The organism is Rahnella sp. AN3-3W3, assembly GCF_003263545.1.
Taxonomy (GTDB): domain Bacteria; phylum Pseudomonadota; class Gammaproteobacteria; order Enterobacterales; family Enterobacteriaceae; genus Rahnella; species Rahnella variigena.
On the sequence record NZ_JYDG01000109.1, the window covers coordinates 1 to 13889 of the forward strand.

A 13889-nucleotide genomic window follows, 5' to 3' on the forward strand; every position below is an offset into this window, starting at 1 on the left:
AAAAATGGCACCGAATGAATGGTTCGAGACGTAGGGCTCGAAGCCTGAAATGAGGGAATCGCGCAGCGATGACATTTTGCGCCACCCGGTGATGTGACAGGATATGTCCATCGAGCCTGCGATAGCGCGCAATAAAAAAGCGAGGGGAGTTCAGAGGGGAAAAGCCTTTCCCCTCTGGTCGGTTTCGGCGCAGCAAGTTAAATGAACGACGTCATTAAGAAACCGAAATTTTCTCGATCAATTTTTAAGTCAAAAAGTTTCCGCCATTTCCAAATGGTCATGACCGCCCCGATACCGCGGCTTACGGTATCCGCACTCTTCCCGTCGGTACCCGCCGAAAACTCCACCACACCTGCACGGTGTTAAACAGCACCAGAATCGCCGTCACGATAAACACCCACCGGAAGCCGAGCAGGGCAGAAGCACTCGAGCCAATCAGCGGCCCGATCACGTTCCCGAGATACATAAACGACTGGTTGTATCCAAATATCCGGCCGGTGACCTGATCACTGCTGTATTTCACCAGCAACGCCTGTACTGCAGGCATCAGCGCGCCATCGCCGAAACCGAGCATGAAACGCAGAATACCCAGCTGGGTAGGGGTATTAATCAGCGCCATCAGGCAGAACAGGATGAAGCAAAACACCAGCGCGGCGATAAGAATGCGGTGCGCGCCAATGCGGTCGCCGAGCTTACCAAGTTTCGGGGCGGCCATCAGCGCGGAAACGCCCGGTACCGCGGCAATCACGCCGCTGATAAACGCGATGTTGCTGGTGTCAGACGAAATCTCGCGGATAAACAGCGTCAGGATCGGGCTGATGGAACCGTTCGCCAGTTGAATCATCATGGTGGTAACGAACAGGCTGACGATGAGCCACGGATAAGGCAGTGTGGTGAATACCGCTTTACCACTCAGCCGGTTGGCTTTGGTCACCGGCACTACGCGCTCTTTGATCAGAAATAATGTGATCAGGAAGCTGATAAACAACATGCCGCTGGTGACGAAAAATACCGTGCGCAGGCCGAGATGGTCAGCCATAAAACCGCCGAGCAGCGGGCCGATAATGACACCAGATACCTGACCGGTAGACAAGGTGCCCAGCGCCCAGCCGCTTTTATCCCGTGGCACCTGCGAGGCGACCAGCGCCATCGCATTGGGTATATACCCGGACGTCAGCCCCATCAGTGTACGCAGAATGAAAAGCTGCCAGACGTTGGTGGCGAAACCCTGCAACATCATGACAATTGCCATACCCAGCGCGGCGCGCAGCAACATCAGCTTGCGGCCTTTACGATCCGCAAGGCTGCCCCACAGCGGCGCAACGATGGCCGAAACCAGAAACGTACCGCTGAACACCAGTCCTGACCACAGGCTCAGTGATTCATGAGATGTGACGCCAAGCTGTTCGATGTAAAGCGGTAAAAAAGGCAGGATCTGACTCATCGCCATGCCGGTGAAAAAACAGCCCAGCCAGACGGAGATTAAATTTACTTTCCAGGTTTCCATGTTGCAGCGAGCGAGCCTTATGGACAGAGGAGTGTGAGAAACGAAGCATAGCAATCAAATCTGTGAAGGGGGACGCAAAAAGTGGGAACCCATTCATCAGATTTATAATTGATTATCCTGTGTCAACATTTGGGATTATCACGACAGATTATGCCGCCTGAAAGCGCTGCCGGAGTCAGCCTCTGTAACCGCCCGTTACAGGCCTGCAGGAGATAAATTCACGCACGGCGGCGTTCTGTGGTAGAATCGACCCAACTGGCGCACTGCAGTTTGTGCCGAATCCTCGTGGTAATGCCTCATTTGCCTCGTCTGATCATCCACTCTTGAAACTGCACCGAACCCCGTTCGGGTTAGAGTGGACTGGAGCTTTTCCTTATATGTCATTTGATTCCCTCGGCTTAAGTGCCGAAATCTTGCGTGCTGTTGAAGAACAGGGCTATCGCGAACCTACGCCTATTCAGCGTCAGGCTATTCCTGTCGTGCTGGAAGGTCGTGACCTGATGGCGAGTGCGCAGACTGGTACCGGTAAAACCGCTGGTTTTACCCTGCCGCTGCTCAATATGCTCAGCCATACCAACGCGCAATTCAAAGGACGTCGCCCGGTTCGTGCGCTGATCCTGACCCCAACCCGTGAGCTGGCGGCGCAGATTGGTGAAAACGTACAGGCTTACAGCAAATACCTGACCCTGCGTTCGCTGGTGGTATTTGGTGGTGTGAGCATCAACCCGCAGATGATGAAACTGCGCGGTGGTGTGGATGTTTTGATCGCAACGCCTGGTCGTTTGCTGGATCTGGAACATCAGCGTGCTGTTGATTTATCTCAGGTTGAAATTCTGGTGCTGGACGAAGCTGACCGCATGCTGGACATGGGCTTCATTCATGACATCCGTCGCGTGCTGGCGAAACTGCCTGCCAAGCGTCAGAACCTGCTGTTCTCCGCGACCTTCTCTGATGAGATTAAAGGTCTGGCGAGCAAGTTGCTGACCAACCCTGCTTCTGTCGAAGTGGCGCGTCGCAACACCGCTTCTGCGCAAATTGAACAAAGCGTTCACTTTGTTGATAAGAAACGTAAAAGAGAATTGCTGTCTCAGATGATCGGCGAAGGCGACTGGAAACAGGTGCTGGTCTTCAACCGTACCAAACATGGCGCAAACCATCTGGCTGAGCAGCTGAATAAAGACGGCATCACTGCCGCCGCTATTCACGGCAACAAAAGTCAGGGCGCGCGTACCCGCGCACTGGCCGATTTCAAAGCCGGTTCTATCCGTGTTCTGGTCGCGACTGACATCGCTGCGCGTGGTCTCGATATCGACCAGCTGCCGCACGTGGTGAACTACGAGCTGCCAAACGTGCCGGAAGATTACGTTCACCGTATCGGCCGTACCGGTCGTGCGGAAGCCACCGGCGAAGCGATTTCTCTGGTGTGCGTTGACGAACACAAACTGCTGCGTGATATCGAGCGCCTGCTGAAACGTGAAATTCCACGCATCGCGCTGGAAGGTTACGAGCCAGACCCGAGCATCAAAGCTGAGCCGATCATTAATGGTCGTCAGGGCAGCGGCGGCGGCGGTCGTGGCGCGCCACGTCAGGGCCAGCGTCCGGGCGCACCGCGCTCTGGTGCTCCACGTTCCGGCGCTCCGCGTCAGGGCGGAAATGGTCAGCGCAGCGGTACCTCAGAAAATCGTGGTTCAGAAAACCGCGGTTCAGCTGAAAATCGTCCGGCACGTTCGCGTCCTGCTCATGCAGGTCAGCGTCGCACCGGCAATGCAGGCAGCGGCAACAAGTAATTGTTATCGCTATTCTGCAATCAAACCGCCTTCACCGGCGGTTTTTTTTCGTCTGCAATCTAGCGGATCCGGTTTATCGGATCACATAGGCACAACGCCGTGCGCCCTGCAAAATATGCTCGGTGCGTTGCACATCAGCATCCAGCACTTCGCTGAACACATCGCGTTCTGCCCGGCAAAATCCCTGACAGGTGGCGGCGGCGGCACAAATCGGGCAGTGATTTTCGATAAACAGATAACTGCCATCTTCCTGTAATGTCCAGTCCGCCATATAGCCTTCACGGGTACGGATATCCGTCAGCCTTTGCAATTTTTCTTCCATCGACACCGCCCCGAGCATCGCCTGGTGGTAGTTTTCCTGCGTGATTTTTTCCCGCGAAGTGATCAGCTGATCCAGCGCTGAATCGCCCAGAGAGGTGCGGATCAGCTGCAAAAGTTGTACGGTGAGATCGGCGTGTGCATCGGGGAATCGCGCATGGCCTGCGGCGGTCAGCTGCCAGTATTGTGACGGGCGGCCGACACCCTGGGAAACGGCTTTGGCTTCCACCAGACCTTCTTTTGCCAGCTTCACGAACTGCTGTCGTGCGGCTTCTCCGGTGGTGCCCAAAAGGTGACCGGCATCACTGGTCTGTAATTCCCCGCGCGTTTTCAGAAGCGTCAGGAGGCGTTCTGCCACACTTTGTCTGACGTCATTTTTATTTTCCAAGTCATTGCTTGACATATTACCTCGGCGGGTTCTAGATTACGTAAAACATATTCCAAGTTATTTCTTGTTTTAATCATACCATAACCACATCACGCTTCAATGTGTGGAAAGCACAAACCAAAGGGATGCAGAGAAATGTCGGGAAGTCAGAACGGTTGGGCGGACTTATTCAGCGCAGAGAACCGCGGGAGCGCCATCACCCTCAGTGCCGGTGTCGCGCTCTACGCCACCAACAGTTACATCGTGATCACCATTTTGCCCTCTGTCGTGCAGGATATCGGCGGGCTGGCGTGGTATGCGTGGAATACCACGCTGTACGTTGTGTGCTCCATTCTTGGCTCGGCACTTTCCGCCCGTCTGATGCGGACCGCCGGACCACGCGGCAGTTATCTGATGGCGACCGGTATTTTTATCGCTGGTGCCGCGATTTGTACCGCCGCGCCGAATATGCCGGTGTTGCTGGTCGGAAGGGCGTTGCAGGGGCTGGGCGGCGGATTCCTGTTTGCGCTTTCTTACGCGATGATCAATCTGCTGTTTAAAGAATCTCTCTGGCCGCGGGCAATGGCGCTGATTTCTGCCATGTGGGGGATTGCGACGCTGATCGGCCCGGCAGTGGGCGGGATTTTTGCGGAACTGCACGCCTGGCGCTGGGCATTCGGTTTGCTGCTGCCGGTGACGTCTTTGTTCGGGCTGTGGGTATGGCGGATCTTGCCAAAAGCGCAGCGTGAAAAACAGGCCGACGAGCCGTTACCGCTGATGCAGCTGGCGTTGCTGACCGGCTCGGTGCTGGTGGTTTCTGCGGGGAGTTTGTCGTCCGAAGGCCTGATTAACCTGCTCGGATTCGTGATTGCAGTGGTGATGATGTTAATTCTGCGTCACCGCGAATTTACCGCTGATGTGAGGCTGCTGCCGCGCAATGCATTACGCCGTTCTTCTCCGCTTTACGGGCTGTATCTGGTGATGAGCCTGCTGATTATCGGTCTGGGCTGCGAACTGTTTGTACCTTATATGCTGCAACATTTGCACGGTCAGGCGCCGCTGGCGGCCGGTTATATCACGGCAGCCGCGGCAGCGGGCTGGACATTAAGCGAAGTCGCAAGCTCCGGCTGGACAGGTCGCCGTGCCGACAACGCCATTGTCTGCGGGCCGGTGATACTGGCTGCCGGTTTGCTTTTATTGTTGTTTACCGTACCCGTCGCGTTTGGTCTGCCGTGGCTGAATATCAGTGGTGTGGTTCTCGGGCTGACGCTGGCCGGTTTCGGCATCGGCCTTGGCTGGCCGCATCTGCTGACCCGCGTGCTGCAGCAGGCTCCGGAAGACGACCGCGAAAAAGCAGGTGCATCAATAACTGTCGTGCAGTCCTTTGCTTCAGCGCTCGGCGCGGCACTGGCGGGCACTGTCGCTAACTTCGCGGGCGTGAGTCAGGGAGATGCCGGTGCGGCCAGTGCGGCATTCTGGATGTTCCTGCTGTTTGCCATACCGGCGTTCCTGGCTGTTTGGATTGCCTGGCGCTCGGTAAAAGCCCGGCAGGCCAGCGGCAATGCGCCGGAACACCTGAGCCGTGATTTGTCACAAGGGTAATTGCCCGGCGGCGGGCCATGCGGTAATCTTGCGCGTCATTTTTAAAGGTTGAACAACGATGCGCGTATTACTGGCTCCGATGGAAGGTGTGCTTGATCCTCTGGTTCGTGAACTTCTCACTGAAGTGAACGACTACGATTTGTGCATCACTGAGTTTGTGCGTGTGGTCGATCAGCTGCTGCCCGCCAAAGTGTTCCATCGCCTGTGCCCCGAATTACATCACGACAGCCGCACGCCCTCCGGTACGCGGGTGCGCGTTCAACTGCTCGGACAATATCCGCAATGGCTGGCTGAAAACGCCGCTTTTGCCGTTGAGCTCGGCTCTTACGGAGTGGATCTCAACTGTGGTTGCCCGTCGAAAATGGTCAACGGCAGCGGCGGCGGAGCCACGCTACTTAAAGATCCCGAATTGATTTATCAGGGTGCAAAAGCCATGCGCGCTGCCGTTCCCGCGCATTTGCCGGTGACCGTCAAAGTACGTCTTGGCTGGGATTCCCTCGAGCGCAGTTTTGAAATTGCTGATGCAGTACAGCAGGCCGGTGCCACCGAACTGACCGTTCACGGGCGAACCAAAGAAGACGGTTACAAGCCGGAGCGCATTAACTGGGCCGCGATTGGTGAAATCCGCCAGCGGCTGAGTATTCCGGTGATTGCCAACGGCGAAATCTGGGATTACGAAAGCGGTCAGGCCTGTCTGCAAACCACCGGTTGCGATGCGGTAATGCTGGGGCGTGGCGCGCTGAATATCCCTAATCTCAGCCGCGTGGTGAAGTACAACGAACCGCGTATGCCGTGGCCGGATGTGATGACGCTGTTGCAGAAATACACCCGTCTGGAAAAGCAGGGCGACACCGGTTTGTATCACGTTGCGCGTATCAAACAGTGGCTGAGCTACTTGCGCAAAGAGTACGAAGAAGCGACAGAGTTATTTACTGAAGTGCGCGTGCTGAAGACGTCGAAGGAAATTGCCGAACGCATCAACCGGTGATGCCATTATGTCTTTCCACGGGCAGAGAGACGACAGAATCCGGAGGGACGCTTTTTAAGCGTCCCTTTTTTCATTTCAGGCTAATCTTACGCAAGTGTTCACTTACTCGCCGTTCCACGGTTTGCGGGCGCTGGTGACAGACTTTGTGACAAATAGAATTGAAAAATGCGGGTGCTAAGACTATTCGCGTCCCTTATAATTCCGCCCGCTGTTTCGACATAACTCAATGACAACTTTCTAAATACAGAGCAATGCATGTGAAAATCCGTCTTCTGGTTCTGAGCTTATTAGCCTTAAATACAGGCATGTTGTCTGCACCTGCCGCCTTCGCTGCAAAGCAAGAGCAGGCCGTCGCCCCGATTGTTCAAATTGCTTCCGGCAGCGCCATGGTGGTGGATCTTAAAAGCCACGAAGTGATTTATTCCCGAAATCCTGATGAGGTGAGGCCGATTGCCTCCCTGACAAAACTGATGACCGCCATGGTCACGCTGGATGCGAATCTGCCACTCGACGAAGTGATTAACGTCGATATCAGTAATACGCCTGAAATGCGCGGCGTTTTCTCCCGCGTGAAACTCAACAGCGAAATTACCCGTCGCCAGATGATTCAGCTGGCGCTGATGTCTTCGGAAAACCGTGCGGCAGCCAGTCTCGCGGCGCATTATCCTGGCGGTTACTCAGCATTCATTAAAGCCATGAATACCAAAGCGAAATCGCTGGGAATGACCCATACGCATTATGTGGAACCGACCGGTTTGTCGCCGCACAACGTCTCGACTGCACGCGATTTGACCCGTCTGCTGCTGGCTTCCCAGCGTTATCCTCTGATCGGCCAGCTGAGCACCACAGCCGAAAAAACCGCGGTCTTCAGCCATCCGGCGTATGCCTTGCCATTTCGTAATACCAATCATCTGATCATGAACCCGTCCTGGAATATCCAGCTGACCAAGACCGGTTACACCGATGATGCAGGGCATTGTCTGGCGATGCGCACCACCATCAACGGTAAACCGGTTACCCTGGTCGTGATGGATGCTTTCGGAAAATACACCGCATTTGCCGATGCCAACCGTCTTCGCACCTGGATGGAAACCGGTAAAACAGTGCCCGTTCCGCAAATAGCGAAGAACTATCGTAAGCAGAAAGAGCAGCAGAAGACGCAGCCATCCGTCGAAGAGGCAGACGACTAAAAATATCCTGCATACTTCGGACCGCAATGGCGTTGGCGACGTTCACTCACCCGTATCACTGACTAATGTCAGCTCATCGGGATTCGTTCGCTTGCCGCCTTATTGCAATCCGAATTATTTTGGATATTTCAGCAATCGCTGATAAATGAAAAAGTCCGGCCATGTGCCGGACTTTTTGTTTGCAGGGAATGAACTGATGATCAGAAAATCAGTTTAAAGACACCTGTGAGGGTCAGCAGGCCGACGATAAAGATGATGGCGATGATCCACAGAATAATTTTCATGTTTTCTCCTTAACATACTTTTCAGTCATCATCGGCCGTCCGGCTAAGCCAATGATATTCCTTATCAGTATAGCTTCTGCCTGCGTTTCTGCTTTTTGCTCGCTGTTTTTTCAGGCCAGCGCCGCGCGTAAGCCACATTCGGGGCTGGTGAGCGGTTTGCCCACTTGTGTCAGCTGCGCCGCGCCGGTCATTGATGCCTGTGCCAGCACCACACAGACCGCACCTTTCATATATTGCGCATCAGCCGCTGCCGCGATGGCCTGTAAGTATCCCGCCAGATCACCCTGCTTAAACTTTTCCCATGCGCCCGTTACCAGACGGATTTCAAGCTGTGCCTGCGGATGCTTTTCCACCTGCATGAATAACTGTTGCGTTGGCTCCAGGGTCGTTTCGACTGCACACAGCACGACCACATTGCCCGCCGTTTTCATGGCCTGTTGCGCCAGCGCCTGATCGACTCGCAAAACCGGTACCGTGGCTGTTTCGCTGGCAAGCGTTGCCGCTGAGCCCAGCGTCGAGCAGGTCAGTAAAACGCGGTCGGCATTTTCACTCAAAACCAGCAACACATCGGCAGTTTGTTGACGAATATCCTTAGTCAGTCCGCCCGCATTTTCGGCAGCGGCGAGTAAATCAGGCCGGGACACATGCACAAACTGATGCTGCTCCAGTCCGAGTTCCTGTGCTGCGTTTTCGAATACCGCAATATTGCTGTCCGCCGTGTGTAAACAGGTGATGCGCATCTCATTCTCCTGATAAATTCCAGCCTCTACGTTAATGATTTTTTAGACGTCGTGCAGGCTTATTCGCCTGTAAAAATTTGTTAGTTAGTGTACTAACTCACTACCAAATAAATAATACCTTGATTTAAAACAAATAAAGTATGTACCAGTTGGTACAAAATATCTTACTTTCGCCTAACATCTTCGTATAATCTCCGTCACAAAATAAAAGCCCACCGCAGATGTGGGTACTTCCCCGTCAGACCCCGCTAAAAGGAGTTTTATCGTGAAACGCAGACATTTTCTGACCTCAATGGCGGTGCTGTTATTCAGCACTGCGCTGAAGGTTAAAGCCAAAATTTTCTCCGGTGGTATGCCGTGGATTATCCATTCGGTTCGTCCGCCAAAACCGGTGGTCGCCGGTGAATGGACATTTTTCACGCCCGAAGAAGTCAGCCTGGTGGAAATCCTGGCCGACCGTATCATTCCGGCAGATGAACTCAGTATCGGCGGCAAAGAGGCCGGTTGCGCGGTGTTTCTGGATCGTCAGCTGAGCGGCGATTTCGGCAAAGCGGTAACCACCTATCGTCTCGGACCGGTTATTCAGGACGGGTTGCCACAGGCCGGACCGCAATATAAAGACACGCCAGCCGAACGTTACAAACTGGGGCTGACGGCGCTGAATAACGTCGCGAAATCGCGCAATGGCGGGAAAAACTTTACCGAGCTTTCCGGCGAACAACAGGACGATTTACTGCGTCGCGTGGAATCCGGCGAAATTCCGCTGGCGGGCGTCAATGGCCAGCTGTTCTTCAACATGTTAGTGCAGAACATGCGTGAGGGATTCTTCTCCGACCCGTTATATGGCGGCAACAAAGATATGGCGGGCTGGAAAATGCTCGGTTTCCCCGGTGCACGTTATGACTTCCGGGATGTCATCGACCGCCGTGGCGAAGACTTACATATTGAACCGGTCAGCATGCTGTCCCAATACGAAAAATCATAAAAACCGCCCACGAACGGTCATTGATTGAATTGATTTTGCAGGAGTAAATGTCGTATGAGTAATAAACGTGAAAAGGTCGATGCGGTCATCGTCGGCCTGGGTTGGGCAGGTTCGCTGATGGCGAATGAGCTGACGCTGGCAGGACTGAATGTGGTGGCAATTGAGCGCGGTTCATGGCGCGACACCAGCAACGATTTCCCGACCACTATTGATACCGATGAGCTGCGCTTTGTCAGCCGCCGCGCGATCATGCAGCCGACGGCGGTGGAAACCCTGACATTCCGTAATAACCCGATCCAGCAAGCGTTACCGCTGCGTGAATTTAATACCTATCAGTTTGGCATGAATGTCGGCGGTGCGGGTACGCACTGGAATGGCATGACCTGGCGCTTCCTGCCGTACGATTTCCAGAGCTACAGCCAGACAGTAGAACGTTACGGCAAGAACAAATTCCTCGAAGGTATGCAGGTGCAGGATTGGGGCGTGACCTATGATGACGTCGAACCGTTCTACGACAAATTCGAACGCTACGCGGGTACTTCCGGGAAAGCGGGCAACATTAAGGGTGAAAAAATTGAAGGCGGGAATGTCTTCGAAGGGCCGCGCAGCCGCGATTATCCGCTGCCGCCGCTCAAACGCACTCAGCTGTCGATGATCTTTGATAAAGCCACCCGCGAGATGGGCTATCATCCGTTTGCCGTGCCTGCGGGTAACACGTCTGATGCTTATACTAATCCGCTGGGTATTAACATGGCGCCGTGTACTTATTGCGGTTACTGCGAATTCTTCGGCTGCGGCAACTGGTCAAAAAGTAGTCCGAATGCCTGCATCTTACCAGCCGTCATGCAGCGCCCCAATTTCACGGTAATCACCGAATCTGAAGTGCTGCGTGTAAACAAAGCCGCCGACGGCAAAACCGCTACCGGTGTGACTTTTATCGGCAGCGACGGCGTAATGTGGGAACAACCCGCGGACATCGTGGTGATTTCTGCTTACCAGATGGACAACGTGCGGCTGATGCTGCTTTCCGGCATCGGTAAACCCTACGACCATAAAACCGGCGAAGGCGTTGTAGGCCGCAACTATGCTTATCAGACCGTTTCCGGTGCAGGTTTCTTCTTTGAAGATGAAACGATGAATCCGTTTATCGGTGCCGGTGCGCTGTCGCAGGCGATTGACGATTTCAACGGCGACAACTTCGATCATACCCACCACGATTTTATCGGCGGCGGTGTGGCGCTGGTGCATTCCACCAACGGACGTCCGATTGGCTATTCCAATAACGTACCGCCGGGCACTCCGCGCTGGGGCGCTGACTGGAAGAAAGCCGTCAAACACAGCTACCAGAACTACAACAACGTCTATTGCATGGGCAACAGCTACCCGCACCGCGATGTGTTCCTCGATTTAGATCCGGAATATAAAGACCGCCACGGCCAGCCGCTGCTGCGCGTGACCTTTGACTGGATCGAAAACGACAAACGCTCAGCGAAATTTATGGCCGACCGCTCGGTTGAGATTGCGCACGCGATGGGCGCAAAAACCGTTGTCCGTCAGGAACCGACCACCAAACCGTTCTCACCGATGGATAACCTTTCCTCGCATACCACCGGTGGCGCCTGCATGGGCGACGATCCGAAAACCAGCGCGGTAAACCGCTATCTGCAAAGCTGGGATGTGCATAACGTCTTTGTCTGCGGCGCTTCAGCCTTTGCTAATAATGGCGGATATAACCCGACCGGTACCGTGGGTGCGCTGACCTTATGGGCAGCTGAAGCCATCAAAACCCAGTATCTGAAATCTCCTGGTCCGCTGGTGAGGGTTTAAGCATGAGCGTGAAAAAGACATTAGCAATTATCGCGGGCGTGGTTGTCATCGGCGGGCTGGGTTTTGTCGGTTTTAAAACCTGGCACAACGCCAGTCAGTCAGGTGATTTTCAGGCTCCGGCTGCCGCAGCCATGACCGGCAAAACTGCCATTGAGCGCGGCAAATATCTGGCACTGGCAGGGGACTGTGTGGCCTGTCATACCGCGCCCGGCGGCGGTAAACCTTTTGCGGGCGGCTACGGGCTGAACACGCCGTTCGGCACGATTTACGCCACTAACATTACGCCGGATAAAGAAACGGGCATTGGCGGATGGACCGATCAGCAGTTCATTCATGCGGTGCGCAACGGCAAAGGGATCAACGGTGAGAATCTGTATCCGGCGATGCCTTACAACGTTTACGCCAAGGTCAGCGATCAGGACCTGAAAGACATCAAAGCGTATCTTAATACCTTGCCTGCCGTGCATTATGACGGCCCGAAAACGGATTTGCCGTTCCCGTATAACATCCGTCTGATGATGTTCGGCTGGAACCTGTTGTTCCTGGATACGGCACCGTTCAAAGCCGATCCGTCGCAGTCGGCAGAATGGAATCGCGGCGCGTATCTGGTGGAAGGGCTGGGGCACTGTACATCGTGCCATACTGCAAAAAATCCTCTGGGCGGTGATAACTTTGGCGTGCATCTGCAGGGCGGAGAATTGCAGGGCTGGTTCGCGCCGGAAATCACCGGCAATACCCGTCAGGGCATTGGCGACTGGAGCAATGACGAAGTGGTGCAGTACCTGAAAACAGGGGCTAACTCGCGTACCGTGGCTGCCGGTCCGATGGCGGAAGCGGTCACGAATTCGCTGCAGCATTTGTCGGATTCAGATCTGCATGCCATCGCGGTTTACCTGAAAAGCTTGCCGGGCAGCAAAGATAATTCCGCGCCTTTAGCCGCTAATTCCGCGATGGCCAACGGCAAAGAACTCTACGCCGATAACTGCGCGGCATGCCATCAGAATTCCGGTGAAGGGGTACGCAACATGATCCCTGCCCTGAAGGGTAATAACGGCGTTCAGGCCACCCGGCCGACCAACATTCTGCACGTGCTGATGAACGGCGGGCAGGGGGCGGCAACGGCAAGCAATCCGACCAGCGCGGACATGCCTGAGTTCGGCTGGAAACTGACCGATCAGCAGATGGCGGATGTCAGTACGTATATCCGTAACGCATGGGGAAATCAGGCGCCGGCGGTCAGCAAAGACGACGTAGCAAAAGCGCGTAAATCTCAGCAGGGTGCTGCCGCATTGCATAATCCCGAGCAGCAGTAAAAGCAAGCTAACGTAAGTAATAAAGTTTAAAGAGCCTCGTAAGAGGCTCTTTTTGTTGGTTTTTATTCATCATCTAAATGTAAGATTTCGAAGCATAGATACATAAGCAGTGGCATGTGAAACGAGAAGTAAATTGATTTGATATGGTTATTTATACAGCGCAAAATCCCCACAGATTAAGAGTTTCTAAACAGGGAAAGCTCATAAGCTCATGTGAGGGACAACAGCCATGTTTCAGCTCAGCACAATGGATATCTCGCCCGTCAATCCGATGCTCTACTTTCCCGGTGCCTCTGCCTGGCCGGAAGAATACAAAGGAAAATTGCTCATGGAAAAGCTCATGCAAAATCAGATCAATAATATCGAAAAACAAGGGATCAAAAACGGTGAGGAAATTGCCGGACTAAATCTTCGTGTAGGGAAGGTGGAACAACAGGTCACTCAGCTGACGGAAGTGGTCACCGAAACTAATCTGCGGGTCGGCAAACTGGAGTATCAGATGGTCACGCTCACTGAAGCGGTAACAGATATCGGTGTGCGTGTTGGAAAAACTGAACAGAACATCTCCCGCATCGACGGGCATCTTCTTAGGATTGACGATCGACTGGTGCATATCGACAAACGGTTTGAACAAGTCGACAAACGGTTTGAACAAGTCGATAAACGGTTTGAACAAATCGACAAACGGTTTGAACAGGTGGATGCGCGTTTTGTAAAGATTGAAGCCTCATTAAGCGCCATGCAGAAGATGTTTTATGACCTTATGATCCAACAGACTCGCTGGATTATTAGCATGATGCTGGTACTGGTAGGTGCAACTTTTACAGCCGCTCGCTTTATCCATTAAGAGGGGCCTGCTGCGGTCAAACGCTGATTACGATAAGTTGAGCGCAGCAGCAAAACTGGCAATAACGGCTATAATATAGACAGGTCGTCACCTTCCTTGTGCCCTTGTGTGACGGGCATTTCCGAAGGTCTATC

General features: G+C 53.8%; 11 protein-coding genes. 8 read left to right on the forward strand and 3 right to left on the reverse strand.

Going from position 1 to position 13889, the window contains the following annotated elements; genetic code table 11:
- Positions 1-301: 301 nt before the first annotated feature.
- Complete coding sequence (gene mdtG / locus UC15_RS23360; protein ID WP_112291332.1) at positions 302-1507, reverse strand: multidrug efflux MFS transporter MdtG; 1206 nt, start codon at positions 1505-1507, stop codon at positions 302-304.
- Positions 1508-1884: 377 nt separating this feature from the next.
- On the opposite strand from mdtG, the gene rhlE reads away from it, so the two are divergent.
- Positions 1885-3294: an ATP-dependent RNA helicase RhlE gene (gene rhlE, locus UC15_RS23365; protein ID WP_095921260.1), complete on the forward strand. Its 1410-nt coding sequence runs from the start codon at positions 1885-1887 to the stop codon at positions 3292-3294.
- Between the two features lie 73 nt (positions 3295-3367).
- Here the strand turns inward: rhlE and UC15_RS23370 are convergent, their stop codons facing one another.
- Positions 3368-4015, reverse strand: a complete 648-nt coding sequence (locus UC15_RS23370; RefSeq protein ID WP_112291334.1) for a metalloregulator ArsR/SmtB family transcription factor — start codon at positions 4013-4015, stop codon at positions 3368-3370.
- A gap of 120 nt (positions 4016-4135) precedes the next feature.
- Between UC15_RS23370 and UC15_RS23375 the strand changes: the two genes are divergently transcribed.
- The 3 genes from UC15_RS23375 (at position 4136) to pbpG (ending at position 7759) form a co-directional block, all read left to right on the forward strand.
- On the forward strand, positions 4136-5581 hold the full coding sequence (locus tag UC15_RS23375; protein WP_112291336.1) for an MFS transporter: 1446 nt from the start codon (positions 4136-4138) through the stop codon (positions 5579-5581).
- Positions 5582-5639: 58 nt separating this feature from the next.
- On the forward strand, positions 5640-6569 hold the full coding sequence (dusC, locus tag UC15_RS23380) for a tRNA dihydrouridine(16) synthase DusC (RefSeq protein WP_112291338.1): 930 nt from the start codon (positions 5640-5642) through the stop codon (positions 6567-6569).
- Positions 6570-6820: 251 nt separating this feature from the next.
- Positions 6821-7759 (forward strand): D-alanyl-D-alanine endopeptidase, encoded by a 939-nt coding sequence (pbpG, locus tag UC15_RS23385; RefSeq protein ID WP_165353137.1) that lies wholly within the window; start codon positions 6821-6823, stop codon positions 7757-7759.
- A gap of 394 nt (positions 7760-8153) precedes the next feature.
- Here the strand turns inward: pbpG and UC15_RS23390 are convergent, their stop codons facing one another.
- Positions 8154-8783: an aspartate/glutamate racemase family protein gene (locus UC15_RS23390; RefSeq protein WP_112291342.1), complete on the reverse strand. Its 630-nt coding sequence runs from the start codon at positions 8781-8783 to the stop codon at positions 8154-8156.
- 265 nt (positions 8784-9048) lie between these two features.
- Between UC15_RS23390 and UC15_RS23395 the strand changes: the two genes are divergently transcribed.
- The 4 genes from UC15_RS23395 to UC15_RS23410 all read left to right on the forward strand — a co-directional run bounded on the left by UC15_RS23395 (position 9049) and on the right by UC15_RS23410 (position 13755).
- Positions 9049-9768, forward strand: a complete 720-nt coding sequence (locus tag UC15_RS23395) for a gluconate 2-dehydrogenase subunit 3 family protein (protein ID WP_112291343.1) — start codon at positions 9049-9051, stop codon at positions 9766-9768.
- 54 nt (positions 9769-9822) lie between these two features.
- Positions 9823-11595: a GMC family oxidoreductase gene (locus tag UC15_RS23400; RefSeq protein ID WP_112291346.1), complete on the forward strand. Its 1773-nt coding sequence runs from the start codon at positions 9823-9825 to the stop codon at positions 11593-11595.
- A gap of 2 nt (positions 11596-11597) precedes the next feature.
- On the forward strand, positions 11598-12908 hold the full coding sequence (locus UC15_RS23405; RefSeq protein WP_112291347.1) for a cytochrome c: 1311 nt from the start codon (positions 11598-11600) through the stop codon (positions 12906-12908).
- A gap of 229 nt (positions 12909-13137) precedes the next feature.
- Positions 13138-13755, forward strand: coding sequence for a hypothetical protein (locus UC15_RS23410; RefSeq protein WP_112291349.1), 618 nt, complete (start codon positions 13138-13140; stop codon positions 13753-13755).
- The last annotated feature ends 134 nt before the right edge of the window (positions 13756-13889 follow it).